At 69.9% G+C, this 24,682-nt stretch carries 23 protein-coding genes; 4 read left to right on the forward strand and 19 right to left on the reverse strand.

Going from position 1 to position 24,682, the window contains the following annotated elements:
- The first annotated feature begins 23 nt into the window (after positions 1 to 23).
- From DV20_RS23555 to DV20_RS23560, 3 genes are read left to right on the forward strand one after another with little or no spacing between them, the layout of a single operon-like run.
- Positions 24 to 614 carry a DUF3558 domain-containing protein gene (locus tag DV20_RS23555; protein ID WP_268747438.1) on the forward strand — a complete coding sequence of 197 codons (591 nt, stop codon included), beginning with the start codon at positions 24 to 26 and terminating at the stop codon, positions 612 to 614.
- Positions 614 to 1,948, forward strand: coding sequence for a hypothetical protein (locus tag DV20_RS44235; protein ID WP_152603752.1), 1,335 nt, complete (start codon positions 614 to 616; stop codon positions 1,946 to 1,948). The genes DV20_RS23555 and DV20_RS44235 overlap by 1 nt, the downstream gene beginning before the upstream one ends.
- A complete protein-coding gene (locus DV20_RS23560) occupies positions 1,945 to 2,622 on the forward strand; it encodes an ESX secretion-associated protein EspG (RefSeq protein ID WP_043783825.1) in 678 nt (225 codons plus the stop codon). The genes DV20_RS44235 and DV20_RS23560 overlap by 4 nt, the downstream gene beginning before the upstream one ends.
- 28 nt (positions 2,623 to 2,650) lie before the next feature.
- On the opposite strand, the gene nuoN is transcribed toward DV20_RS23560, so the two are convergent.
- The 16 genes from nuoN to DV20_RS23640 all read right to left on the reverse strand — a co-directional run bounded on the left by nuoN (position 2,651) and on the right by DV20_RS23640 (position 21,122).
- The gene (gene nuoN, locus DV20_RS23565) at positions 2,651 to 4,180 is read right to left on the reverse strand and encodes an NADH-quinone oxidoreductase subunit NuoN (protein ID WP_407638348.1); all 1,530 of its coding nucleotides are present in this window, start codon (positions 4,178 to 4,180) and stop codon (positions 2,651 to 2,653) included.
- Between the two features lie 44 nt (positions 4,181 to 4,224).
- Positions 4,225 to 5,775: an NADH-quinone oxidoreductase subunit M gene (locus DV20_RS23570; RefSeq protein ID WP_043783827.1), complete on the reverse strand. Its 1,551-nt coding sequence runs from the start codon at positions 5,773 to 5,775 to the stop codon at positions 4,225 to 4,227.
- The gene (gene nuoL, locus DV20_RS23575) at positions 5,775 to 7,676 is read right to left on the reverse strand and encodes an NADH-quinone oxidoreductase subunit L (protein ID WP_043783829.1); all 1,902 of its coding nucleotides are present in this window, start codon (positions 7,674 to 7,676) and stop codon (positions 5,775 to 5,777) included. The genes DV20_RS23570 and nuoL overlap by 1 nt, the downstream gene beginning before the upstream one ends.
- A 10-nt stretch (positions 7,677 to 7,686) precedes the next feature.
- Entirely contained in the window at positions 7,687 to 7,986 is a 300-nt protein-coding gene (gene nuoK, locus DV20_RS23580; RefSeq protein ID WP_003081840.1) for an NADH-quinone oxidoreductase subunit NuoK, read from the reverse strand.
- Complete coding sequence (locus DV20_RS23585; protein ID WP_043783833.1) at positions 7,983 to 8,858, reverse strand: NADH-quinone oxidoreductase subunit J; 876 nt, start codon at positions 8,856 to 8,858, stop codon at positions 7,983 to 7,985. The genes nuoK and DV20_RS23585 overlap by 4 nt, the downstream gene beginning before the upstream one ends.
- Positions 8,855 to 9,379: an NADH-quinone oxidoreductase subunit NuoI gene (gene nuoI / locus DV20_RS23590; RefSeq protein WP_043783834.1), complete on the reverse strand. Its 525-nt coding sequence runs from the start codon at positions 9,377 to 9,379 to the stop codon at positions 8,855 to 8,857. Before nuoI ends, DV20_RS23585 begins: the two co-directional genes overlap by 4 nt.
- Positions 9,366 to 10,715 (reverse strand): NADH-quinone oxidoreductase subunit NuoH, encoded by a 1,350-nt coding sequence (gene nuoH, locus DV20_RS23595; RefSeq protein WP_043783836.1) that lies wholly within the window; start codon positions 10,713 to 10,715, stop codon positions 9,366 to 9,368. The genes nuoI and nuoH overlap by 14 nt, the downstream gene beginning before the upstream one ends.
- On the reverse strand, positions 10,712 to 13,183 hold the full coding sequence (locus tag DV20_RS23600; protein WP_043783838.1) for an NADH-quinone oxidoreductase subunit G: 2,472 nt from the start codon (positions 13,181 to 13,183) through the stop codon (positions 10,712 to 10,714). Before DV20_RS23600 ends, nuoH begins: the two co-directional genes overlap by 4 nt.
- Complete coding sequence (gene nuoF / locus DV20_RS23605) at positions 13,180 to 14,478, reverse strand: NADH-quinone oxidoreductase subunit NuoF (RefSeq protein ID WP_043783840.1); 1,299 nt, start codon at positions 14,476 to 14,478, stop codon at positions 13,180 to 13,182. The genes DV20_RS23600 and nuoF overlap by 4 nt, the downstream gene beginning before the upstream one ends.
- Complete coding sequence (nuoE, locus tag DV20_RS23610; RefSeq protein WP_043783842.1) at positions 14,478 to 15,335, reverse strand: NADH-quinone oxidoreductase subunit NuoE; 858 nt, start codon at positions 15,333 to 15,335, stop codon at positions 14,478 to 14,480. The genes nuoF and nuoE overlap by 1 nt, the downstream gene beginning before the upstream one ends.
- On the reverse strand, positions 15,332 to 16,729 hold the full coding sequence (locus tag DV20_RS23615) for an NADH-quinone oxidoreductase subunit D (protein WP_043783844.1): 1,398 nt from the start codon (positions 16,727 to 16,729) through the stop codon (positions 15,332 to 15,334). Before DV20_RS23615 ends, nuoE begins: the two co-directional genes overlap by 4 nt.
- Positions 16,726 to 17,475 (reverse strand): NADH-quinone oxidoreductase subunit C, encoded by a 750-nt coding sequence (locus tag DV20_RS23620; protein WP_043783845.1) that lies wholly within the window; start codon positions 17,473 to 17,475, stop codon positions 16,726 to 16,728. The genes DV20_RS23615 and DV20_RS23620 overlap by 4 nt, the downstream gene beginning before the upstream one ends.
- A gap of 4 nt (positions 17,476 to 17,479) precedes the next feature.
- Positions 17,480 to 18,028: a NuoB/complex I 20 kDa subunit family protein gene (locus DV20_RS23625; RefSeq protein ID WP_043783847.1), complete on the reverse strand. Its 549-nt coding sequence runs from the start codon at positions 18,026 to 18,028 to the stop codon at positions 17,480 to 17,482.
- A gap of 4 nt (positions 18,029 to 18,032) precedes the next feature.
- Positions 18,033 to 18,452 (reverse strand): NADH-quinone oxidoreductase subunit A, encoded by a 420-nt coding sequence (locus tag DV20_RS23630; protein ID WP_051736101.1) that lies wholly within the window; start codon positions 18,450 to 18,452, stop codon positions 18,033 to 18,035.
- Positions 18,453 to 19,135: 683 nt separating this feature from the next.
- Positions 19,136 to 20,422, reverse strand: a complete 1,287-nt coding sequence (locus DV20_RS23635) for a geranylgeranyl reductase family protein (RefSeq protein ID WP_043783849.1) — start codon at positions 20,420 to 20,422, stop codon at positions 19,136 to 19,138.
- 10 nt (positions 20,423 to 20,432) lie between these two features.
- Complete coding sequence (locus DV20_RS23640) at positions 20,433 to 21,122, reverse strand: class I SAM-dependent methyltransferase (protein WP_043783851.1); 690 nt, start codon at positions 21,120 to 21,122, stop codon at positions 20,433 to 20,435.
- A 157-nt stretch (positions 21,123 to 21,279) separates the two neighbouring features.
- On the opposite strand from DV20_RS23640, the gene DV20_RS23645 reads away from it, so the two are divergent.
- The gene (locus DV20_RS23645) at positions 21,280 to 21,654 is read left to right on the forward strand and encodes a hypothetical protein (protein ID WP_043783853.1); all 375 of its coding nucleotides are present in this window, start codon (positions 21,280 to 21,282) and stop codon (positions 21,652 to 21,654) included.
- Here the strand turns inward: DV20_RS23645 and DV20_RS23650 are convergent.
- From DV20_RS23650 to DV20_RS23660, 3 genes are all read right to left on the reverse strand, one after another.
- Positions 21,647 to 22,408, reverse strand: a complete 762-nt coding sequence (locus DV20_RS23650; protein ID WP_043783854.1) for an AfsR/SARP family transcriptional regulator — start codon at positions 22,406 to 22,408, stop codon at positions 21,647 to 21,649. The genes DV20_RS23645 and DV20_RS23650 overlap by 8 nt on opposite strands.
- A gap of 71 nt (positions 22,409 to 22,479) precedes the next feature.
- Complete coding sequence (locus DV20_RS23655; protein ID WP_043783855.1) at positions 22,480 to 23,583, reverse strand: glycosyltransferase family 4 protein; 1,104 nt, start codon at positions 23,581 to 23,583, stop codon at positions 22,480 to 22,482.
- A gap of 1 nt (position 23,584) precedes the next feature.
- Entirely contained in the window at positions 23,585 to 24,655 is a 1,071-nt protein-coding gene (locus tag DV20_RS23660; protein WP_326938503.1) for a glycosyltransferase family 4 protein, read from the reverse strand.
- Positions 24,656 to 24,682 lie beyond the last annotated feature (27 nt).

The raw sequence follows: 24,682 nt of genomic DNA on the forward strand, positions 1-24,682 counted from the left end.
CCGTTCTGCTCTGCACCTCGCTGTTGACACTCGCGGCTTGCACCGACCGCATGGACGGCACCGCGTCACCGTCGGCTTCCGGACCTCCGCCGGCTACGACGCCTTCATCGATCGCGGCTGTTCCCGGCCCTGGCGTGCCGAAGGTCGACACCCCGCTCGACGTGCGCCATTTCCAGCAAGCGCCGTGTGACTCACTGACCCCGGAGCAGAGCAAGGAACTTCTCGGCGCAGGCGTCACAACCAATCCGGCGGTGGACGATCAGGCCGGACCCACTTGCCGGTGGAACGTCCCCGCGGTTTCCCAAGCCGGCGTCGGGGTGACCTACTTCAAGACGACCCAGCTCGGGTTGACCGGCGTCTATCGGGCGAAAGACACCATCTATCCGTTTTTCGAGCCACTCGACCCGATCGACGGCTACCCCACAGTCGCGTTCGGCCAGGTCGACGAGAGAAGCACCAAGGGACGCTGCCTGCTCGCGCTCGGGACGAGCGATACGCAACAAGTCGACATCGCCATCTCCCTGTCCGAAGCGAATGTCGGGAAAAAAGATCCTTGTGCAGCCGCCCACGACGTGGCGGCAAAGGTGCTGGAAAACCTGCGGAAGGCGACCTGATGGTCACCGAGGGCCCGTTGACGGCTGCTCAGATCTACGAGCAAGTCACCGGTGGAGCCGGAATCGATTCGCTCGCCAACGCACAAGACGGTGCTATCGACCTGACTGATCGGATGGCTGACCGGGCTCTGCGAATCGCGGCTCTCCGGGCCAAGACCACGTCCGGCTGGCGGGGGAACGCCGGAGAAGCGGCCGCTGATGCTACTCGGCCTCTTGTGGATGCTGCTGCTGATGATGCTGTTCATCTTCAGTATGCTCAGGCTGCTGTTGGGGCTCAGATGGATGCCTTCGGTACCGCCAAAAACTCGGTCAAGCCTGTTGCTCCTCAGCCGCCGGAGCTTGACAAGAATGATGTTCTCAATGTCATCACCGGTAAAGGGTGGGATTCCTACACCACCAAGGTTGCCGGGTGGCAGGCTGACAGCCAAGCCAACATCGATGCCTTCAGCGCCTATCACTCCGCCAGTACCACCAATGGCGGGCAGATGCCCGCGCAGTACGCGCAGCTTGCCGACTCCGGGGCTCCCGTTTCCATGACCGATCGCTCGGCCGGGGACAAAGCCGGGGACAAGGCCGGGTCCACCGATACCGGGACCACCGATACCGGGGAATGGGCTCGGAATCCGCGGCAGACCCAGGTTCCCGCGCAGCAGGACCGGCGGACTGTCCAGTCCTCACAGGACCAAGTTGCCGGGCAAAACCAGCAGAACTTCCAGAACCTGCAGAGCCAACAGCCCGGAAGCCCCGACGGCACCCACGCCAACAGTTACATCCCCAAGCCCGTCCTGCCCGCTGCTCAGGGTGGGTACGAGTTCGGACCTACCGGGCAGGCCGTAAACAACCTCGGAACGAACTGGCCCGGTGGGTTCGGTCCGGGCACCGGGCCGTACGTCGGCGGCGGGTACCAAACCGGACCAGGGACGCCAGGAACCGGACCGGGGACCAGAACCGGCACTCCAAGCACCGGCACCCCAGGCACCCCCGGCGGCAGCACGGGAACCGGCACCCCAGGCACCAGAACCCCAGGCGGCAGCACGGGGACCCCAGGCACCCCCGGAAGCCGCCCGAACCAGCCCGGCTTCCGCTCCCCCGGCGGCAGCACCGGCGCCCGACTCCCCGAGGAACGCCTCCCCGGCACGAACCGCTCGGCCGGCCCCCGCGGCGCCAACGGCCTCCCTGTGGGCGGCACTCCGCTCGCCGGCCGCGGCGGCAAAGAAGAAGACCGCGAGAAGAAAAAAGCCCCCTACCTCCAAAACCCCGATCCCGACGAAACCTTCGGCGGCTTCACCGAAAAGCCCATGCCGCCCGTTATCGGTGAGACCAAGAAACGATGATCGCCGTCCTCTCGCTGAACACGCTTCTCACCGCCATGCGGCACGTCGGCTGCGGGGATCCGCATCCCGTCTTCGCGAAAGGGCTTCGGTACGTCCCGCCCTCCGCCAAGGACCGGGTCCAGCGGGAAGCCTTCGAAGAGCTCAGCCCCTACGGCTTCATCGAAGGCGACGGCTTCACCCCCGAATTCGAAGAGCTCCTCCACCTCATCGACCACCCGGCCCGCGACTACGTCGCCTACGCCCGGGACACCTCGGGGCAGCGCAACGTGCTCGTCGCCCAACGCGGGCGCACCGCCGTCTGCGTTGTCTGCCAAGGCGATCAAGTCGAACTCAGCGACGTCGACACCCACCCCGCCGACGCCCTCGTCGCCCAACTGCCCGCGTACCGGCCTGCCGGCATCAGGCCCTTCTCGCTCCCGCAAGAAGACTTCCGGACCGCCGAGGTCAGTGACATCTTCGACGAAGAACGCAGCCGGGAAGCGCACGAACTCGACGCCCTGTTCCAGCAGCCCCACTACGGCGTCGGCCAACTGCACGCCGCGGGCAGCACCGTCAGCTACCTCGACCTCGATGCCGGGCGGGTCGGGATCGCCCTCGCCGACGGCTACATCAGCGTCGTGCCCGGGCATCCGAAAGAACTGAGCCACAAACTGAAGGCCGCCACCCCCGGTTAAGGGAGTGACGGCCCGGAATCAGCAAAACTCAGAAGGCGAACCCGCCGGCACCCGCCCACGACAGGGCGAACGCCGGGACCAGGCCCAGCACCAGCGTCACCGCCGTGCCCAGGAAGATCGCCGTCCCGGTGCCGAAGCCCGGGACCGAGACCGAGGGGCCGTCCGCGGCCGGCTCGGAGAAGTACATCAGCACGATCACCCGCAGGTAGAAGAACGCCGCCACCGCGCTGAACACCAGGGCGACCACGACCAGCGGGGCCATTCCGTCGGACAGCGCCGCCGAGAACACCACGAACTTGCCGACGAAACCGGACGTCAACGGAATGCCCGCCAAGGCCAGCAGCAGGAACGTGAAGACACCCGCCACCAACGGCGACCGCTTCGCCAGTCCCGCCCACGCCGAGAGGTGCGTCGCCTCGCCCGAGGAATCGCGGACCAGGCTGATCACGCCGAACGCCGCCAGCGTCGTGAAGCCGTACGCCAGCAAGTAGAACAGCGTGCTCGAAAGCCCGTCCTTCGTCATCGCGATCGCACCGACGAGCAGGAAGCCCGCGTGGGCGATCGACGAGTACGCCACCATGCGCTTGACGTCCGTCTGCGTCAGGCCCAGCACCGCGCCGATCACCATCGAGATGATCGCCACGCCCCAGAGCACTCCGCGCCACTCCCACGAAGTCGACGAGAACGCCACCGACAGCACCCGCAGGATCCCGCCGAACGCCGCCACCTTGGTGCACGCCGCCATGAACGCCGTCACCGGCGTCGGCGCTCCCTGGTACACGTCCGGGGTCCACGTGTGGAACGGGCCGACCGAACCCTTGAACAGCAGGCCGACCACCAGCAGGCCCAGCCCGGCGAACAGCAGCGTGTCCGAGCGGTCCGAACCCGCCGCCGCGGCCGCGATGTCGCCCAGCTTCACCGAGTTCGCGTAGCCGTACAGCAGCGCCAGCCCGTACAGGAAGAACGCCGACGAGAACGCACCCAGCAGGAAGTACTTGACCGCCGCTTCCTGCGACAACAGCCTGCGCCGGCGAGCCAGGCCGCACATCAGGTACAGCGGCAGCGACAGCACTTCCAGCGCGATGAACATCGTCAGCAGGTCGTTCGCCGCGGTGAACGCCATCATGCCGCCGAGCGCGAACAGCGTCAGCGGGAACACCTCGGTCTGCATGACCGTCGCCGTCTGGGCGCGGTCCTGGACCGTGCCCGGGCGGATGCCGGCCTGGGCGACCAGGGCGCCGCCCGGCTCGACCACGCGGTCCGAAATCAGCAGCACCGCGCCGACCGCCAAGGCCAGGAGCGTGCCCCAGAGGAACAGCGCCGGACGGTCGATCGAGATCGCGCCGCTGAACGTCGTGACGCCGCCCGCCGGCGCGCTGCCCGTCGCGTAGACGACCAGGCTGACGCCGGCCGCGACGATCGACGCCAGGCTCAGGCCCACCTGGATGCCGAACCGCGACCGCTTCGACGCGAACGCTTCGACCAGCACGCTGACGCACGCCGCGCCGAACACGATCAGCACCGGCAGCACCGCCTGGTAGTCGACCGTCGGCACCATGATCGGCGGCTCCGGTGCCTGGGTCAGGAGGATGTCGAGCACTTCTACTTGCCTCCCTGGACCGCGGACAGCGTCTGCTGCACCGTCGGGGTGACTGTGTCGAGCACCGGCTTCGGGTAGAAGCCGAGAACGAGGATCAGCACGACCAGCGGCGCGAGGATCGCGATCTCCTTGCCGCCGAGGTCACGGATGGCCTTCTTCGCGCCCAGCTCCGGCGCGATCGCCGTGCCCGGGCCCCCGCCGACGCCCACGAGGGCGTCACCGCGGACCGGACCCTGGAAGACCCGCTGGTAGAGCCACAGGACGTACGCCGCGGCCAGGACCATGCCCACCGTGGCCAGGATCGTGTACACCGGCTGGTCCACGAAGGACCCGATGAGCACCAGGAACTCGGAGACGAACGAGTTGGTGCCCGGCAGCGAAAGCGTGGACAGACCGGCGAGGAGGAACAGGCCCGCGAGCAGCGGAGTCACCTTCGCCATGCCACCGTAGTCCGAGATGCGGGACGACCCGCCACGCGCGATGACCAGGCCGATCACCACGATCAGCATGCCGGTGGCGAGGCTGTGGTTGAGCATGTACGTCGCCGAGCCGACCATCGCCTGCTCGTTGAACGCGAAGATGCCCAGCGAGATGAACCCGAAGTGCGCGATGGACACGTAGGCGATGAACCGCTTCATGTCCCGCTGCCCCGCGGCGAGGATCGAGCCGTAGAGGACGCCGATCACCGAGAGCACCAGCACCAGCGGCGCCAGGGTCCGGCTCGCGTCCGGGAACATCGGCAGGCAGTAGCGCAGGAACCCGAACGTGCCGACCTTGTCCAGGATGCCGACCAGCAGGACGGCGACACCGATCGGCGCCTCCCCCGCCGCGTCCGGCAGCCAGGTGTGGAACGGCACCAGTGGCGCCTTGATCGCGAAGGCCAGGAAGAACCCGAGGAACAGCCAGATCTGCGTGGACAGCGGCGCGTCGCGCACCACCGTCACCAGCGTGGCCCAGTCGAACGTGCCCTTGCCGAGCTTGTCCGCCGCCAGCGAGTACGCCCCGATCGCCGACGCCAGCATGATCAGGCCGCCGAGGAACGAGTACAGGAAGAACTTCACCGCCGCGTACTGCCGGTTCGCGCCGCCGTAGCCGCCGATCAGGAAGTACATCGGGATCAGCATGATTTCGAACAGCACGTAGAACAGGAAGACGTCGGTCGCGGCGAACACGCCGATCGTGAGCGCCTCCTGCAGCAGGATCAGCGACAGGTACCCGCCCGCGCTGCGCCCCGCCGGCAGCTTGTCCATCGTGCCGAGCCCGCCGACGACGATCGGCACCAGCAGCGCGATCACCGCGATCATGATCAGCGCGATGCCGTCGACGCCGAACGCGATGTGCACGCCGAAGCTGGGGATCCAGTCGAAGCTCGACGTCATCTGCAGCCGCGCGCCCGAAGGCGAGTAGCTGAGCCAGAACGGGATCACCAGCAGGAACTCGAGGATCGAGAACCCGAGCGCGGCCAGCACCGCGGCGCGGTCGTTCCCCTTGAGGAACGCCAGCACCAGCGAGCCGGCGAGCGGCACCAGGATGAGGATGAGCAACCAGGTCATCAGGAGAACCTCACCAGCAGGAGAGCCGCCAGAAGCAGGAACGTGCCGCCCAGCATCGACAGCGCGTAGGACCGGACGAACCCGGTCTGCAGCCGCCGCAGCCGGCCGGACCCGCCGCCGAGACCGGCGGCCAGGCCGTTGACCGCGCCGTCGACGCCGCGGTTGTCGACGAAGACCAACGCCCGCGAGAGCCAGGTGCCCGGACGGGCGACCAGCGTCTCGTTGAGGGCGTTGCCGTACAGGTCCTTGCGCGCGGCCCGGGTGACGAACGAGACCCGCTGGGGCTGCTCGACCGGGACGTCACGGCGGAAGATCAGGGCCGCGATCACCACGCCCAGCACGGAGAACACGATCGCGGCGGCGGAGATCACCCACGCGTCGAACGGCGCGTGGTGCGCCTCCTCCAGTTTGCCGACCGAGGGGGTCAGCCACTCGGCGAAGCGGTGGCCGAGTGCGAAGAACGCGCCGGCGCCGACCGAGCCGATCGCCAGCACCGCCATCGGGATCCACATGATCGCCTTGGACTCGTGCGGGTGGAAGTCGCGGCCGTCGGTGCTCTTGATGTCCTTCCAGCGCTCCTTGCCGAAGAACGTCATCATCATCAGCCGGGTCATGTAGAACGCGGTGAGCCCGGCGCCGAGCAGGGCCGCGCCGCCCATCACCCAGCCGCGCCAGCCGCCCTGGCCGAACGCCGCCTCGATGATCGCGTCCTTGGTGAAGAAGCCCGACAGCGGCGGGATGCCGATCAGGGCCAGGTAGCCGAGGCCGAAGGTGATGAAGGTGATCGGCATGTGCTTGCGCAGCCCGCCGAACTTCCGCATGTCGACCTCGTCGTTCATGCCGTGCATGACCGACCCGGCCCCGAGGAACAGCCCGGCCTTGAAGAAGCCGTGCGCGACCAGGTGCATGATCCCCAGCGCGTAGGCGATCGGCCCGAGGCCGACGGCCAGCATCATGTAGCCGATCTGGCTGACCGTGGAGTACGCGAGGACCTTCTTGATGTCGTCGTACGCGCAGCCGATGATGCACCCGAGCAGCAGGGTCACCGTGCCGACCAGCGTGACGATCAGCCTGCCGTCCTCGGTGGCGTTGAAGATGTCCTTCGAGCGGGCCACCAGGTAGACACCCGCGGTCACCATCGTGGCCGCGTGGATCAGGGCCGACACCGGGGTCGGGCCCTCCATCGCGTCCGGGAGCCACGCCTGCAGCGGGAACTGGCCGGACTTACCGCAGGCGCCCAGCAGGAGCAGGATCGCCATGGCGGTGATCGCGCCCGGCGAGAACTTGCCGTCGCCGACCGCCTGGAACACCTGCGCGTAGCCGGTGGAGCCCGCGTACTTGAACATGATGAAGATGGCCAGCGCGAGCCCGACGTCACCGACGCGGTTCATCAGGAACGCCTTCTTCGCCGCGGTCGCGGCGGACGGGCGGCCCTGGTACCAGCCGATGAGCAGGTAGGAGGCGAGACCCACGCCCTCCCAGCCCATGTAGAGCGTCACGAAGCTGTTGCCCAGCACCAGGACCAGCATCGAGGCGACGAAGAGGTTCAGGTACGCGAAGAAGCGGTACCGGCCCTCGTCGTCGGCCATGTAGCCGATCGAGTAGTAGTGGATCAGCATGCCGACGCCGGTGATGAGCAGCACGAACGTCAGCGACAGCGCGTCGATCCGCAGCCCGAAGTCGATCTGCAGCGCGCCGGCCGGGATCCACGAGTAGACCTTGGTGTCGGTCGTGGTGCCGGTGTCGGCGGTGAAGAACAGGATCAGCCCGTAGACGAAGGCGAGGGTGACGGTGGCACAGCCGAGCAGATGCCCCCAGGCCTTGGCCCGCTTACCCGCCAGCAGCAGGATCAGGGCGCCGAGGCCAGGCAGGGCCACCAGCAGCCACGATGATGCGGTCACTCGGTGTCTCCTAGTACTTCAGCAGGTTGGTGTCGTCGACCGAAGCCGAGCGCCGGGTGCGGAAGATGGCCATGATGATCGCCAGGCCGACCACGACCTCGGCGGCCGCGACGACCATGACGAAGAACGCCATGATCTGGCCGTCGAGCCCGCCGTTGATCCGGGCGAAGGTGACCAGCGACAGGTTCACCGCGTTGAGCATCAGCTCGATGCACATGAACACGACGATCGCGTTGCGCCGCACCAGCACGCCGACCGCGCCGAGCGCGAACAGCAGCGCCGACAGCAGCAGGTAGTACGTCGGGGTCATGCCCTCTCCCCTTCCGAGGCTTCCGGGGCTTTCGAAGCACCCTCGGAGCCGACCAGCGCGTGCGCGTCGGGGTGCGGGCCCTCGTCCGCGACGAGCTTGCGTTCCTTCGCCAGCTCGATCGCCGAGGTGGACTCGATGATCGCCGAGAGCGACTCCGGGGCGACCGAGCCGTCCGGCAGCAGCGCCGGCGTCGCCACCGAGTTGGCGGTGGCGAACACACCCGGGCCGGGCAGCGGCGACGGCCGGTCGTGCTCGCCGCGGAAGCGCAGGAGCACGAGTTCCCTCTGCGACAGCTTCCCGCCCTTGGCGTGCCGGTCGGTGAAGGCCAGCACCATCGCGCCGATCGCGGCGGTGATGAGCAGCGCCGACGTCAGCTCGAAGGGGAAGAGGTAGTCGGTGAAGATCAGCCGGCCCAGGCCCTTCGGCCCGCCGCCCGCCGGGGTGGCGGAGTCGAGCGGGACGGCCGGGGTGACGTTGGCCAGCGCCCGGTAGATGCCGGTGGCGAGCAGCGCGGCCAGCCCGATGCCGAGCACGGTCGCCGCCAGCCGCTGTCCGCGGAGGACTTCGACGACGGAGTCGGAGCTCTCCCGGCCGACCAGCATCAGCACGAACAGGAACAGCATCATGATCGCGCCGGTGTAGACGATGATCTGCGTGAAGCCGAGGAACGGCGCCGACTGGATCATGTACAGCGCGCCCAGGCTCAGCATCGTCAGGACCAGCCACAGCGCCGAGTGGACGGCGTTGCGGGAGAAGATCATGCCGAGCGCGCCGAGCAGCGAGAGCGGGCCGAGGATCCAGAACGCCACGGCCTCGCCGGTGGAGACACCCGCCGACGCGTTCGGCGCCTGGGCGAGGAGTGCGGAGATCACTTGACGCCCTCCCCGCGTGCCAGTTCGGGGCCGTTGACGTAGTAGTCCTGCTCGTTCTCGCCGAGCCGCATCGGGTGCGGCGGCTGCTCCATGCCGGGCAGCAGCGGGGCGAGCAGGTCCTCCTTCGTGTAGATCAGCCGCTGGCGGTCGTCGTCCGCCAGCTCGTAGAAGTTGATCATCGTCAGCGACCGGGTCGGGCACGCCTCGATGCAGAGGCCGCAGCCGATGCAGCGCAGGTAGTTGATCTGGTAGTCCTTGCCGTACCGCTCGCCCGGCGAGAACCGCGCTTCCTCGGTGTTGTCACCGCCCTCGACGAAGATCGCGTCCGCCGGGCACGCCCACGCGCACAGCTCGCAGCCGACGCACTTCTCGAGGCCGTCCGGGTGGCGGTTCAGCTGGTGCCGTCCGTGGTACCGCGGCGCGGCGGGGGCGCCGGCTTCCGGGTATTCCTCGGTGGCGACCTTCTTGAACATCATCCCGAAGGTGACGCCGAAGCCCTTGACGGGATCAAGAAACCCCATCTTGTGCCCCTTCCTGTGCGGTACCGACGGCCGCCGGCTTGCGGCGGGCCGCCTTCGCCTCGGCCTTGGCCAAAGCCTTCTGACGCGGGGTGGTCTGCGGGACCTTGAGGTCCAGCGGCGGGACCGGGAAGCCGCCGCCGGTCACCGGGATCGACTCGCTCTCCTCTTCGCGGCCCGCGGCGCGGACGTAGAAGAACAGCGCGACGACGATGAAGATGGCGACCGCGGCGATGATGATGGTCGTGGTGTTCCAGGTGATCACCTTCGCGAAGGTCACCATGACGATCCACACCAGGTTCAGCGGGACCAGGACCTTCCAGCCCAGGCGCATGAACTGGTCGTAGCGCAGGCGGGGCAGCGTGCCGCGCAGCCAGATGAACCCGAACAGCAGGACGAACATCTTCGCGAAGAACCACAGCACCGGCCACCAGCCGGTGTTGAGCACGTTGTTCCCGATCAGCGACAGCGGCCACGGGGCCATCCAGCCGCCGAGGAACAGCGTCGTCGCGAACGCCGAGACGATCACCATGTTGACGTACTCGGCGAGGAAGAACATCGCGAACTTCATCGAGCTGTACTCGGTGTGGAACCCGCCGACCAGCTCCGACTCGGCCTCCGGGAGGTCGAACGGGGCACGGTTGGTCTCACCGACCATCGAGATCAGGTAGATCACGAAGCTCGGGACCAGGTAGAGGAACCACGCGGGCTGCTGCTTGCCGACGATGTCGGCCAGGTTCAGCGACCCGGCCTGCAGGATCACCGCGACGATCGACAGGCCCATCGCGATCTCGTACGAGATCACCTGCGCCGCGCTGCGCATGCCGCCGAGCAGCGGGTACGGCGAACCGGATGACCAGCCGGCGAGCACGATGCCGTAGACGCCGATCGAGGAGCAGGCCAGGATCACCAGCGCGCTGACCGGCAGGTCGAGCAGCTGGAGCACGGTCCGCTCGCCGAAGATCGACACGACCGGGCCGAACGGGATGGCCGACAGCGCGATCAGCGAGGGCACCACGCACATGACCGGGGCGAGGAAGTACACCTTGCGGTCGGCGGTGTCCGGGATGATCTGTTCCTTGAACGGCAGCTTGATCGCGTCCGCCAGGGACTGCAGGTAGCCGCCAGGGCCGACCCGGTTGGGGCCGGGCCGGTTCTGCATCCGGCCGACCGCCTTGCGCTCCCAGACGATCAGGAAGATCGTCATGATCGGCCCGATCAGCAGGATGACCACGCACTTGAGCAGGATCAGCCACAGCGGGTCGTCCGCCAGCAGCGCCGCCCGCGTCGCCGCGTCCGGAACACTCCCGACGGCGGCTTCGGTCAGCAGCGGGGTCATTGCCCACCTCCAGCGAGGTTCACGACGGCGCCGTGCCCGGCGCCGAGCGTCTTGAACACGGCGGAGCCGTCGGAGTTGCCCGGCAGCCACACGACGCCGTCGGGCAGGTCGGCGATCTCCACCGGCAGCGTGATCGCACCGCGCTCGGTGCTGACCCGCACGGTGGTGCCCAGCCCTTCGGCGGTCTTCGCGGACAGCCGCGCGACCGGCGTGCGCTGGGTGCCCTTGAGGTGCGGTTCCCCGTCCTGCAGCGAACCGTTGTCGATCAGCTGGCGCCAGGTCGACAGGATCGCCTGGCCGTCACCCGGCGTCGCGGGCGGCGCGACCTCGGCGGCGACGTGGCTCCAGCGCAGCGCCGAGGCCTGGCCCAGCTTCTCGAAGTCGCCGCGGGCGGCGGCCGGCGTCTGCGTGAACAGGTCCGCGTCCATCTCGACGGCGAGGGTGTCGAGCACCCGGCAGTCCGGCAGGGCGCCGGTGCCTTCGATCGTCGTGTCGAACGGGCGGGTGCGGCCCTCCCAGTTGAGGTAGCTGCCGGCCTTCTCGTCCGACGTCGCCACCGGGAGCACGACGTCCGCGCGCTCGGTCACCGCGCTGTGCCGCAGCTCGAGGCTGACGACGAAGCCGGCCGCGTCCAGTGCGCGCAGCGCGAGGTCCGGGTCCGGCAGGTCGAACGGGTCGACACCGCCGACGACCAGGCCGCCGAGCTCGCGCGCCGAGGCGGCCAGCAGGATGTCGGTCGTGTCGCGGCCCGGGGTGGCCGGGAGCGGGACGCCCCAGGCGTTCTCGACGGCGACGCGGGCGGCGTCGTCGCCGACCCGGCGACCGCCGGGCAGCAGCGACGGCACGCAGCCGGCTTCCAGCGCGCCCCGGTCGCCGGCGCGGCGCGGGATCCACGCGAGCCGGACGCCGGTGCGCTCGACCAGGTCGTGCAGGGCGGCGAACAGGCCGGGGATCGCGGCGGCGCGCTCGCCGACCAGGACGACGGCGCCTTCGCCGCGCAGGGCCTCGTCGAGGTCCGGCGCGTGCTTGGCGATGCCTTCGACGGCCGCGGCCTCCTGGCCGGGGACGCAGGCGAGCAGCTCGCCGAACGTCTTGCGCACCGACGACGTCGTCCACTGTCCCAGGTGGACGACCCGGGTCTTGTTCCGGCGGGCCGCCTTGCGCAGCCGCAGGAACACGATCGGGGCTTCGTCCTCGGGCTCGAAGGCGACGCACAGGACCGTGCGGGCCCGCTCGATCTCGCCGAAGGTGACGCCGGACTCCGGCGTCACGCCCACGACGTGCGAGGTGAGGAACGCGAGTTCCTCGGTCGAGTGCGGGCGGGCGCGGAAGTCGACGTCGTTGGTGCGCAGGGCGACGCGGGCGAACTTCGAGTACGCGTAGGCGTCCTCGACGGTCAGCCGTCCGCCGGTCAGCACGCCGACGCCGCCGTTGCCGCGAGCCTCGGTGAGGCCCGCCGCCGCGATGCGCAGCGCGTCGGTCCAGGACGCCTCTTCCAGCTCACCGGTCGCCTGGTTCCGGACGAGCGGACGGCGGATGCGGTCCTCGGCGCCGGTGTAGCGGAAGGCGAACCGGCCCTTGTCGCAGATCCACTCTTCGTTGACGTCCGGGTCGTCGCCGGCCAGCTTGCGCTGGACCTTGCCGCGCCGGAAGTCGGTGCGCTCGGCGCAGCCGGACGAGCAGTGCTCGCAGACGCTCGGCGAGGACACCAGGTCGAACGGCCGCGACCGGAACCGGTAGGCCGCGCTGGTCAGGGCGCCGACCGGGCAGATCTGGATGACGTTGCCGGAGAAGTAGGACTGGAACGGCTGGCCGCTGGTCGTCCGCGAGGCCAGGTCCAGCACGTCCGCCGTCTCCGCGGTGCCGATCTGCTGGTGGGCGCCGCGTTCGAGGAGCTCGATGAACGGGTCGCCGGCGATCTCGCGGGAGAACCGGGTGCAGCGCTGGCAGAGCACGCAGCGTTCGCGGTCCAGCAGCACCTGCGTCGAGATCGGCAGCGGCTTCGGGAACGTCCGCTTGGTGTCGACGAACCGCGACTCCGTGCGGCCGTGGGCCAGCGCCTGATTCTGGAGCGGGCACTCGCCGCCCTTGTCGCAGACCGGACAATCCAGGGGGTGGTTGATGAGCAGGAGCTCCATCACGCCCTGCTGGGCCTTGTCCGCGACCGGCGACGTCAGCTGCGTCTTGACGACCATGCCGTCGGCGACGGTCATCGTGCAGGACGCCTGCGGCTTCGGCATCGGCCTGCCGCCCATTTCGACCTCGACCAGGCACTGGCGGCAGGCGCCCGCCGGGTCGAGGAGCGGGTGGTCGCAGAACCGCGGGATGACCGTGCCGAGGCGTTCGGCCGTGCGGATGAGCAGTTCGCCCTTGGGGGCGATGACCTCTTCGCCGTCGATGACCAGCTTGACGTGGCCTTCGGGGACCGGCGTCTCGGTGGTCTCTGGCTTGTCGGGCGCGATCGTCATGATGCCTGCGCTCCCACGAGTTCGGGCTTGGTCTGTTCGTGGCGGTTCGCTTCGCACAGCGCGAGGAACTCCTCGCGGAAGTACTTGATGCCGCTGGTGATCGGCGACACCGCGCCGTCGCCGAGTGCGCAGAACGACCGGCCGAGGATGTTGTCGCAGACGTCGAGGAGGGTGTCGATGTCCTCCTCGGTGCCGTGGCCGGAGACCATGCGCTCGAGGATCTGCGCCAGCCAGTACGTGCCTTCGCGGCACGGCGTGCACTTGCCGCAGGACTCGTGCTCGTAGAACTGCGTCCACTTCATCACGGCCCACGGCACCGACACGGTCTCGTTGAAGACCTGGACGGCGGTGGTGCCCAGCATCGACCCGGCTTCCGCCGCGCCTTCGAAGTCCAGGGGAACGTCGAGGTGCTCGGCGGTGAACATCGGGGTGGACGAGCCGCCCGGGGTCCAGAACTTGAGCGGGATGCCGTCCTTCATGCCGCCCGCCATGTCCAGCAGCTCGCGCAGCGTGGTGCCGAGCGGGCACTCGTACTGGCCGGGCTTCTCGACGTGACCGGAGATCGAGTAGATCTTCGGGCCGGGCGACTTCTCGCGGCCCATCTCGCGGAACCAGCTGGAGCCGCCGTTGACGATGTAGGGCGCGCTGGCGATGGTCTCGACGTTGTTCACCGTCGTCGGCGCGGCGTAGAGACCCGCGGCGGCCGGGAACGGCGGCTTGAGCCGCGGCTGCCCACGACGTCCCTCGAGGGAGTCGAGCAGCGCCGTCTCTTCGCCGCAGATGTACGCACCCGCGCCCGCGTGGACGGTGATCTTGAGGTCGAAGCCCGAGCCGAGGATGTTCTCGCCCAGGTAGCCCGCCGCTTCGGCCTCGCGCACGGCCGCGTTGAGCCGGCGGATGCAGTGCAGCGCCTCGCCGCGGACGTAGATGAAGCAGTGGTTGGACCGCATCGCGTACGAGGCGATGATGCAGCCCTCGATGAGGGAGTGCGGGTCCGCCATCATCAGCGGGATGTCCTTGCAGGTCCCCGGTTCGCCCTCGTCGGCGTTGATCACCAGGTAGTGCGGCTTGTCGAAGTTCGGCGGCATGAACGACCACTTGATGCCGGCCGGGAAGCCCGCGCCGCCGCGGCCGCGCAGGCCGGAATCCTTGATGAGCTGGACGAGCTGCTCCGGCGTCCCCGCGAGGGCCTTGCGGATCGCGGTGTAGCCCTCGAGCGCCTCGTACTGGCCGATCTGCCAGGAGTTCGGCGACAGCCAGCGCTTCGTGAGGACCGGAGTGATGGGGTCAGCCATTACTTCTTCTCCACTTCCGGAAGCGGGACGTCCTGGGCGGCGGGGGCGACCCAGCCGCGCTCCTGCGCGAGCTGGGCGCCCCGCAGCGTCTCGACGGCCTGCGAAGGGCCGTCGACGTCCCGGCGGTAGGTCGCCTCGTCCTCCGGGAAGAACCCGGCGAGCTGCAGCTCGGCGCCCTTGAAGTTCGTCAGCGGGGCCCCGCGCGTCGGGGCCGGCTTCTTGCCCGCCTGCAGCGCGTCGACCAGGGCGACGGCCTTCTCCTCGGTCTGGTTGTCGAAGTACTCGTAGTTGACCTGGATGACCGGCGCGAGGTCGCAGGCCGCGAGGCACTCGGCGTGCTCGAGGGTGATCGAGCCCGGCTCGTTCGGCGTGCCCGCGGTCTCGTTGTGCCCCAGCGGCCGCTCCTCGGAACCGAGGTGCGTCTGGAGCTTCTTGTAGATCGCGTCGCCGCCCATGGCCGCGCACAGCGTGTTGGTGCAGACGCTCACGAGGTGCTCGCCGCACGGACGCCGCTTGTACATCGTGTAGAACGTCGCGACCGCGCTGACCTCGGCGTCGGACAGGTCGAGCTGCTTCGCGCAGAACGCGATGCCTTCCTGGCTGACGTAGCCCTGCACCGACTGCACGAGGTGCAGCATCGGCAGCAGCGCCGAGCGGGACATCGGGTAGCGCGCGATCAGCTCCTGCGCCTTCGCGTGGATGTCCGCGTCGAAGACGTCTTCCAGCGGCGTCTCGGTGATGATCCCGGCGGCCACCGCGGAGTCCGGCGCGATGGCGACGACGTCGGTGTCCGCCGACGCCGCCGCGTACGTCGTCGCCGCGTCCTTCGGTCCCGGCTCGGGGAACGTTGAGGTCATCGGTCCACTCCCCCCATGACGGGGTCGATCGAGGCGATCGCGGCGATCACGTCCGCGACCAGGCCGCCTTCGGCCATTGCGGGCATCGACTGCAGGTTCACGAAGCTCGGGTCCCGCACGTGGACGCGGACGGGCCGGGTGCCGCCGTCGGAGACCAGGTGCACGCCGAGCTCGCCGCGCGGCGACTCCACCGAGGCGAAGACCTGGCCCGGCGGGACCTTGAAGCCCTCGGTGACCAGCTTGAAGTGGTGGATCAGGGACTCCATCGACTGGCCCATGATCTTCTTGACGTGCTCGAGCGAGTTGCCCATGCCGTCGCTGCCGATGGACAGCTGCGCGGGCCACGCGATCTTCTTGTCCTCGACCATGACCGGGCCCGGCTCGAGCTTCTCGAGGCACTGCTCGATGATCTTGAGGCTCTCGTGCATCTCGTGGACGCGGATCAGGTAGCGCGACCAGCAGTCGGCGCCGTTGTCCACGGGCACGTCGAAGTCGAACTCGTCGTAGCAGGAGTACGGCTCGGTCTTGCGCAGGTCCCACGGCAGGCCGGCGGACCGCAGCACCGGGCCGGTGACGCCGAGCGCGAGGCACGCGTCGACCGGCAGGTACCCGACGCCCTTGAGCCGGTTGCGCCAGATCGGCTGCCCGGTGAAGAGCTTGTCGTACAGCGGAAGGCGTTCCTTCATCGTCTTGACGAATTCGGTGACCTTCTCGCGGTAGTCGGCCGGCATGTCCTGCGCGAGGCCGCCGGGGCGGATGAACGCGTGGTTCATCCGCAGGCCGGTCAGGTGCTCCAGCAGGTGCAGCACCTCTTCGCGCTCGCGGAAGCCGAGCGTCATCGCCGTGGTGGCGCCGAGCTCCATGCCGCCGGTGGCGATGTAGACCAGGTGCGAGCCGATCCGGTTGATCTCCAGCAGCATCACGCGCAGCAGCTGCGCACGACGCGGGGCCTCGATCTGCAGCAGCTTCTCGACGCCGAGGCAGTACGCCATCTCCGTCGACAGCGGGGCCAGGTAGTCCATGCGCGTCACGAAGGTGACGCCCTGGGTCCAGGTCCGGTACTCGCAGTTCTTTTCGATGCCGGTGTGCAGGTAGCCGATGACCGACCGCAGCTGCGTGACGGTCTCGCCCTCCATCTCCAGCACGAGCCGGAGCACGCCGTGCGTCGACGGGTGCTGCGGGCCCATGTTGATGACCATGCGCTCGTCGTGCGCCGCGTCGGCGATGACGTCGTCCCAGTCGCCGCCGGAGACCGTGTAGACGCGGCCTTCGGTGGTGTCGCGGGAGTCGGCGTAGCCGACGTTGTCGGTGCCGGCCTTGTCGTCGGTGCTGTCGCTGCCGGCTTTGGTCGTCGACGTGCCCGTGGTGACGTCGGAAAGGTTCTCGGTGCTCACGAGTACGACCTCCGCTGGTCCGGCGGCGGAATTTCCGCGCCCTTGTATTCGACCGGGATCCCGCCGAGCGGGTAGTCCTTGCGCTGGGGGTGGCCGTCCCAGTCGTCCGGCATGAGGATCCGGGTCAGCGCGGGGTGGCCGTCGAAGACGATCCCGAACATGTCCCAGGTCTCCCGCTCCTGCCAGTCGGCGGTCGGGTAGGTCTCCACCAGCGACGGCACGTGGGCGTCCTCGACGTCGAGGGCGACCTCGAGGCGAATCCGGCGCCGGTAGGTCAGCGACGTGAAGTGGTAGACCGCGTGCAGCCGCTGCGGGACGTCGACGCCGTAGTCCACACCGGACACCGACGACAGCAGCTCGAAGCGGAGGCCGCCGTCGTCGCGCAGCGTCTTCGCGATGGCGGGCAGGTGCTCTCGGGCGACGTAGAAGGTGATCTCGCCGCGGTCGACCGTCGTCTGCAGGATCGCCTCGGCGGGGATCTTGCGCTCGGCCAGCGCGGCGTAGAACTCGTCGGCGAACTGGTCGAACCAGCCGCCGTACGGGCGCTCGGCCGGCGCCGGGCTGTACGCCGGGAGCCGGACGCCGCCGTAGCCGGAGGTGTCGCCGGTGCCGCGGACACCGAACATGCCCCGGCGCTCGCTACCGGTGACGACGGCTTCGGCCGAGCCCGGCCCCTTCGCCGTCAGGCCGGTTTCGGCTCGCTCGGCGCTGGACTGCTCTTCGCCGGGTTGGGGGTTCTCAGTCATCGCTCTACTTCTTCGCGTACTTGATCGACGACGCGACGAGCTCGGTGCGCTCCCCGCTCGCGGCGCGGATCGCGGCGCGGCGGGCGTTGATCGGCTCGTCCTGGATCTTGGCGTGCAGCTTGAGGATCGCGTCCAGCAGCATCTCCGGCCGCGGCGGGCAGCCGGGCAGGTACATGTCGACCGGCACGATGTGGTCGACGCCCTGGACCACGGCGTAGTTGTTGAACATGCCGCCGGAGGAGGCGCAGACGCCCATGGCGAGCACCCAGCGCGGCTCGGCCATCTGGTCGTAGATCTGGCGCAGGACCGGCGCCATCTTCTGCGTGACGCGCCCCGCGACGATCATCAGGTCGGCCTGCCGCGGCGTCGCGCTGAAGCGCTCCATGCCGAAGCGGGCGATGTCGTAGCGGGAACCGCCGACCGTCATCATCTCGATCGCGCAGCAGGCGAGGCCGAAGGTCGCGGGCCACAGCGAGTTCTTGCGCGCCCAGTTGACGAGGCCTTCGAGGCTGGCCAGCAGGACGCCGTTGGGGAGTTTTTCTTCCAGGCCCATGGGTCTAGTTCCAATCCAGGCCGCCGCGCCGCCACACGTAGGCGTACGCGAAGCCGACCGTCGCGATGAACAGCAGGATCTCCACCAGGCCGAACGTGCCCAGCGCGTCCGCCTGCACGGCGAACGGGTAGAGGAAGACCATCTCGATGTCGAACAGGATGAACAGCATCGCGGTGATGTAGTAAGCGACCGGCATCCGCCCGGCGCCGACGAGCGGCTGCGGGGACGGCTCGATGCCGCATTCGTAGGCGGACAGCTTGGCCCTGTTGTAGCGGCTGGGTCCGACGAGCGGGCCCAGCAGGACCGACAGCACGGCGAACGCCAGTGCCAGCACGAACAACAGGACCAGGGGCAGGTAGGGCTTCAGGCTCGGGGCCTCTTGCGCCAGCTGCACCGTGTCGGTCCGGGTCAGCAACGTCAGCACGGGGTCTTCGCCATCCTTTCCGCGCCGCTGCGGTTGAGCTTGGGGTGGGGAACCGCTGGGCCTCGTCGGCACCCTAAGGGACCTGGGTCACACCGCCGAGGGTCAGGGTCTCCTTACGGCCCGTGGCTGGACCTGGAGGGGAAACACAGCTCGCTTGTGAAATAGTTCACAAGCCACTCGTCGCGGATGTGAAGGGATTCACAAAGCATGGGGGGAGTCTAGGACGCGACTCACACTCTTGTCCCTAGTACCCCGTGTTATAAGGGTCGCCTAAGTTCTGTCGCCATCGTTGTCACGGGTCGGCAACGCCGCGCGCGCGACCTGCGCGAAAGCCGTCCAAGATCGCGTTCCGGCCGGACAAACCGGGCGTTGACCTGTGACTTATCCCACTGACCGCACGGCCAACTTGCTAGGCCACTCGTGTGTCCGCGCGCGAAACCCGCCGTGCCCCAACGGGCATCACGCGTGCTTGAAGGGGCATCACGCGTGTCTGCAGAGGCATCACGCGTGACTGACCGGGCATCACTCCGATGCCCGCCGGATCACGCGTGATGCCCGCCGGATCACGCGTGATGCCCCGCTGGTCACGCGAGATGCCTCTGGGAGCACGTGTGGTGCCCCGGAGCGCGCGGGGGGGCCAGGCCGGGCGAGCGGCACTTTCACGTGAAAGTGCCGCTTTGGGGTCAGCGCGGGCTGGGCGTCACCTTCGCCAGCGCTGCGATGAGGCGGTCGACGGCGTCGCCGCCCTTGGCGTCGTAGCAGCCTGAGAGGCCCTTGTAGACCAGCGGGAGGAGCTTGTTGACGCGCAGGCCGTACTTGGTGCACGCGTGCATGATCTTCGGCTTGCCGATGATCTTCGCGAAGACGTTGCCCAGCGCGTAGTAGCCGCCCATCAGCTCGCCGACCGCGCGCGGGTACGCCTCCAGGGCCCGCTCCCGCGAAGGGCCTTCGCGCCGGGCCAGAGCCTGCACGACGACCTCCGCGGCGATCTGCGCGGACTCCATCGCCGCCGAGATGCCTTCGCCGTTGAACGGGCTGACCATGCCGCCCGCGTCGCCGAGCAGCAGGAGGCCGTCGCGGTAGTGCGGGGTGCGGTTGAAGCCCATCGGGAGGCCGGCGCCGCCGACCTTGCCGATCGCGTTCTCCTCGCGGTAGCCCCACTCCTCCGGCGTCCCGTCGAGCCACTGGCGCAGCAGGGCGCGGTAGTCGGTGTTCCGGAACGAGGCCGACGTCGAGAGCATGCCGAGGCCGACGTTCACCGTGCCGTCGCCGAGCGGGAACGCCCAGCCGTAGCCCGGCAGCAGCTTCGGGTCCCGCGGGTCGGAGTGGTCCCACAGCTCGAGGTGGCCCTCGATGAACGGGTCGTCGTGGCGCGGGCTCTTGTAGTACTGGCGCACCGCGACACCCATCGGGCGCTTCTCGTTCTTCTGGATGCCGACGCTCAGCGCGAGCCGCGCGGACACGCCGTCGCAGGCCAGGACCAGCGGCGCGTAGTACTTCACCGGCGTCCGCTCCGGGCCGACCTTCGCCTCGACGCCGACCACGCGGCCGCCCGCGTTGGTGATCGCGCTGGTGACGGTGGTGCGCTCGTACAGCCGCGCGCCCGCCTTCACGGCGAGCTTCGCGAGCAGGTCGTCGAAGTCGTGGCGGGTGCGGGAAACGCCGTACGGCGGGTAGCTCGTCAGGTCCGGCCAGTCGAGCTCCAGCGTGAGGTCGCCGGTGAGGATCCGCAGGCCGCGGCTGTGCACCCAGCCCGCGTCCTCGCTCGTGTCGATGCCGAGGTCGATCAGCTGCTTGACGCCGCGCGGGGTCAGGCCGTCGCCGCAGACCTTCTCGCGGGGGAACTCGGTCTTCTCCAGCAGGAGGACGTCGACGCCCGCGCGGGCCAGGTAGGTGGCCACGGTGGAACCGGCGGGTCCGGCGCCGACGACGATGACTTCGGCGTCCTGGTCTGCGGTGCGTCGCGTCATAGGCGCGAGTTTAGGCAGGCTTTCGCGCGCGGTGGATCGCCACGACCCCGAATGTGAGGTTCAACCACTCGACGTCGGTCCAGCCCGCGCTCGCGATGATCTCGCCGAGGGTGCGCTGGTCGGGCCAGGTCAGCATGGATTCGGCCAGGTACTGGTACGCCTCCGGGTTCGACGACGTCCGGCTGCCGACCCAGGTCAGCAGCTTGAGGACGAAGTTCCGGTGGACGAACCGGATCGGCGCGAACGGCGGCGTCGAGACCTCGCAGATCACCAGGCGGCCGCCCGGCTTGACCACCCGGGCGATCTCGGTGAGCGCGGCCTTCGGGTCGACGAAGTTGCGCAGGGCGAGCGAGATCGTCACGGCGTCGAAGCTCTCGTCGGCGAACGGCAGGTGCAGCGCGTCCGCGGCGACCATCGGGACCTTGCGGTGCAGCCCGGCGCGCAGCATGCCGAACGAGAAGTCCGCGGCCAGGCACCAGGCGCCCCCGCGGGCGTACTCGACGGTCGAGACGCCGGTGCCGGCCGCGAGGTCCAGGACCTTTTCGCCGCGGCGGGCGTCGAGGACGCGGGCGGTCGTGGTGCGCCAGCGGCGGTCGAAGCCGAAGGTCATGAACGAGTTCGCCCGGTCGTACCCGTCCGCGACGCCGTCGAACATCGCGGCGACTTCGTGCGGATCCTTGTCCAGGCTTGCGCGTGACATGACTCGAATCTAGACGCCGGGCGCAGCTCGCCCGTCGAGGGTCGCGGTGGCCGGGCAAATCCGCAGCAAAGCGGTGGCAAAGTAACAGCAAAGCCGACCTCGGCAGTGTCTTCCTCACGGCAGGCGAACAGCCGGCCCCCGAGAAAGGCACTACGAGATGAGCTTCGTCAAGAAGGCGGCGGCCGTGGCCGCGCTGACCGGCGCCGTCGTCGGTGGTTCCCTGATCAGCTCGGCTCCCGCGATGGCGGGCACCGACGGTGTGGTGACGATCCAGGGCACCTGCGGTGACAAGTTCAGCCCCTCGGTCGGCGGTGGCTCCGCCGCGTGGACGATCACCTGCACCAGCGGCAAGGTCGCGGTCAACGGCTGGGTGAAGGACACCGACGCCGACGGCAAGGCCGCCGAGGTCTACGGCACCTGGGAGGACGGCACCAACTTCGGCACCGTCCGCGCCGGCGGCGAGGGCACGAAGAAGGAGTTCAACAAGACCCACGCCGGCTCGCACGTGTACCTCTACCTGCGCGTCATCTGATCCCGCCGGACGGGCCCGGTGCCGCGCGGGCGCCGGGCCCGTCCGCCAGGATCCGCCGTTCGAGGTCGCGCAGCGCGCGGCCCGGTTCCAGGCCGAGCTGCCGGACCAGCACCCGGCGGGCGCGGCGGTAGGCCTCCAGGGCCTCCGCGCGCCGCCCGTCCAGCGACAGCGCCATCACCAGCAGGTAGTGCAGCCGCTCGCGCAGCGGGTACCGCCGCACCAGCCCGGTCAGCTCGGCCACCACCGCGGCGTGCCGGCCGAGGTCCAGTTCGGCCTGGTGCAGCTGTTCGAACAGGGCCAGGCGGCGCTCGGTCAGCCGCAGCACCTCGTCCGCGAGGACCGGGACGTCCAGCCCGCCGTAGGGCGTGCCGTGCCACAGCCCGAGCGCCTCCCGGATCAGCGCGGTCCGCTCGGCGGGCCGCGGTTCCGCCGCCGCCCGCACCGCGAGCGCCTCGAAGCGCTCGGCGTCCAGTTCCCCGGGCCGCACGACGAGCCGGTAGCCGCCGTGCCCGGAGTCCAGCCGCTCGCGTTCGGGCAGCGCGGACCGCAGCTTGTGCACGTGCCAGTGCAGTTTCCGCGCCGCGCGCCGGTCAGGATCGCCGTCCCACAGCACGTCGGCGAGCACGTCGGCGCGGACGAAGTGGTTGGCGTCGGCCAGGAGCACGCCGAGCAGGGTGCGCCGCAGCCGTCCGGGCACGGGGATCGCCCGTGCGCCGGCCACCAGGGTGATCGGACCCAGAACCTCGAACTCCACCGGACTGTCCCCCTCCTCCGTCGAGAAGTTGACCTTGATCAGCCGGCGTACAAATCGCGTACAGAGCGGGCTCAGCCGTGGGTGGCCAGCATCCCGGCAACGGCCGCGGGCCAGGTGAACTCCTCGGCGCGGGCCCGCGCGGCCGCCCGCCGCAGGTCCTCCGGGCAGCCGAGCAGGTCGGTCACGGCGGCGGCGAACGCGGGCGCGTGGTCGTCGACCGCCGCCCCGCAGCCCGGCCGCACGATCTCCCGCAGCGCCGAGGACGCCGAGACGACCACCGGCGTCCCGGACGCCAGCGCTTCCAGGGCCGCGAGGCCGAACGTCTCGTGCGGACCGGGCGCGAGGGAGACGTCCGCGCTGGCCAGCAGCCGGGCGACGTCGCCACGGCCCGGCAGGAATCCCAGGAACGTCACCGGCAGGCCGCGCGCCCGGCGTTCGAGGGCCCGCCGCCGCGGCCCGTCGCCCGCCACCACCAGCCGCACGCGCGCCCCGGCCTCCGTCAGCTCGGCGACGGTGTCCACGCTGCGCTCCACGTGCTTTTCCGGCGATAAGCGTCCACAATGGACCAGCAGGGCGTCGGCGCCGGAGATGAGCCCGGCGCGCCAGCCGTCGTCGCGCATCGCGGGCCGGAACGTCGTGAGGTCGACGCCGAGCGGGACGCGGCGGACGTTCGGCGCGGCGATCCGGTCGAACTCCGCGCGGGCGAACGCCGTCGTGCAGACGACCGTGTCGTAGCTCGCGGCCATCCGCCGGTTCGCGGCGTCGGCGACGCGGCGGGCCATCGGCGCGGGCAGCAGGAACTGCTCCAGCAGGCGGTCCAGGCGCTCGTGGGAGATGACCGTGCTCGGCACGCCGTGGCGGCTCGCCCAGCCGCCCATCCCCCGCAGCGTCAGCCGGTCGGACACCTCCAGCCGGTCGGGCTCGAGCTTCCGCAGCACCGCGCGGACGCGGTGCGGGTCGACGGCGCGGTAGCCGCCGGTGCCCGGGATCCGCGGCGCCGGCAGGGTGAACCGGCGCACGCCGGTCGGCAGGACCTCGTCGGCGTACCGGCGGCCGGGCACCACGAGCGTCACCTCGTGCCCGCTCGTGACGTACCCGGCGCCGAGGTGGTGCAGCGCCGTCCGCAGCCCGCCCGAGCGCGGGCCGTAGAAGTTCGCGAGCTGGACGATGTGCACGTCAGGCCGCGCGGGCGGCCGGGCCCCGCACGGCTTCGTAGTGCCCGACCAGCTCGTGGCAGACGGCGGACCAGGTGCGGCCCAGCACCACCTTGCGCGCCTTCTCGCCGAGCCTCGCGCGCAACGCGGCGTCCCGGAGGGCGTCGACCTTCTCGACAAGCGCCGGGCCGAACCGCTCGCGGTCCGCCGGCAGCAGATAGCCGGTGCGGCCGGGCAGGACGAGGTCCTTCGGGCCGCCGGCGTCCGGGGCGAGCACCGGCAGCCCGGAGGCCATCGCCTCCTGCACCGCCTGGCAGAACGTCTCGTGCGGTCCTGTGTGGACGAAGACGTCGAGGCTCGCGTACGCCTTCGAGAGGTCTTCGCCGTACTTCGCGCCGAGGAAGGCCGCGCCGGGCAGCTGCTCCCTGAGGGGTTCGAGCTCCGGCCCGTCGCCGACGACGACCACCCGGACACCCGGCAGCCCGGCGAGCGCGGCCAGCCGGTCGACCTCCTTCTCCGGCGCCAGGCGGCCGACGAACCCGACGAGCAGTTCGCCGTCCGGGGCCAGCTCGGCCCGCAGCGCCGGGTCGGCGTGCGCCGGGGAGAACCGGTCGATGTCGACGCCGCGGGCCCACCGGTGCACCCGCGGGACGCCGTGCCGCCGCAGCTGCTCGACGGAGTCGCTGGAGGGCGCGAGCGTCCGGTCGGCGCGCGAGTGCAGCCGCCGCACCCACCGCCACGCGGCGCGGGCGGCGATGCCGAAGCCGTACGCGGCGGCGAACCCGGCGATGTCGGTCTGGTAGACGGCGATCGAGGGGACGCGCAGCCGTCTCGCGGCGGCGAGCCCGCGCGCGCCGACGACGAACGGCGAGGCCAGGTGCACGACGTCCGGACCGAACGCGGCCAGCGCGTTCAGCACCGTGCGCGTCGGCAGGCCGATCGGCAGGGAGCTGACCCCGGGGACGTCGAGCGCGGGGATCCGGACCACCGGGGCGCCGCGGTAGGAGTCCGGGCCCGGGCCGGGGGCGATGATCAGCACGTCGTGCGCGCGTTCGCGCAGGTGCTCGACGACCCGCAGGACGGAGTTGGTCACGCCGTTCACCTGGGGCAGGAAACTTTC

It is taken from the genome of Amycolatopsis rifamycinica (assembly GCF_000695625.1).
Taxonomy (GTDB): Bacteria; Actinomycetota; Actinomycetes; order Mycobacteriales; family Pseudonocardiaceae; genus Amycolatopsis; species Amycolatopsis rifamycinica.

Excerpts from the sequence above, each read along its gene's own strand:
- DV20_RS44235 (WP_152603752.1), top strand. The coding sequence starts at position 614 with ATGGTCACCGAGGGCCCGTTGACGGCTGCTCAGATCTACGAGCAAGTC.
- DV20_RS23560 (WP_043783825.1), top strand. The coding sequence starts at position 1,945 with ATGATCGCCGTCCTCTCGCTGAACACGCTTCTCACCGCCATGCGGCAC.
- nuoN (WP_407638348.1), bottom strand. The coding sequence starts at position 4,180 with ATGGTGCCGACGGTCGACTACCAGGCGGTGCTGCCGGTGCTGATCGTG.
- DV20_RS23570 (WP_043783827.1), bottom strand. The coding sequence starts at position 5,775 with ATGACCTGGTTGCTCATCCTCATCCTGGTGCCGCTCGCCGGCTCGCTG.
- nuoK (WP_003081840.1), bottom strand. The coding sequence starts at position 7,986 with ATGACCCCGACGTACTACCTGCTGCTGTCGGCGCTGCTGTTCGCGCTC.
- nuoI (WP_043783834.1), bottom strand. The coding sequence starts at position 9,379 with ATGGGGTTTCTTGATCCCGTCAAGGGCTTCGGCGTCACCTTCGGGATG.
- nuoH (WP_043783836.1), bottom strand. The coding sequence starts at position 10,715 with ATGACCCCGCTGCTGACCGAAGCCGCCGTCGGGAGTGTTCCGGACGCG.
- DV20_RS23600 (WP_043783838.1), bottom strand. The coding sequence starts at position 13,183 with ATGACGATCGCGCCCGACAAGCCAGAGACCACCGAGACGCCGGTCCCC.
- nuoF (WP_043783840.1), bottom strand. The coding sequence starts at position 14,478 with ATGGCTGACCCCATCACTCCGGTCCTCACGAAGCGCTGGCTGTCGCCG.
- nuoE (WP_043783842.1), bottom strand. The coding sequence starts at position 15,335 with ATGACCTCAACGTTCCCCGAGCCGGGACCGAAGGACGCGGCGACGACG.
- DV20_RS23620 (WP_043783845.1), bottom strand. The coding sequence starts at position 17,475 with ATGACTGAGAACCCCCAACCCGGCGAAGAGCAGTCCAGCGCCGAGCGA.
- DV20_RS23625 (WP_043783847.1), bottom strand. The coding sequence starts at position 18,028 with ATGGGCCTGGAAGAAAAACTCCCCAACGGCGTCCTGCTGGCCAGCCTC.
- DV20_RS23635 (WP_043783849.1), bottom strand. The coding sequence starts at position 20,422 with ATGACGCGACGCACCGCAGACCAGGACGCCGAAGTCATCGTCGTCGGC.
- DV20_RS23640 (WP_043783851.1), bottom strand. The coding sequence starts at position 21,122 with ATGTCACGCGCAAGCCTGGACAAGGATCCGCACGAAGTCGCCGCGATG.
- DV20_RS23645 (WP_043783853.1), top strand. The coding sequence starts at position 21,280 with ATGAGCTTCGTCAAGAAGGCGGCGGCCGTGGCCGCGCTGACCGGCGCC.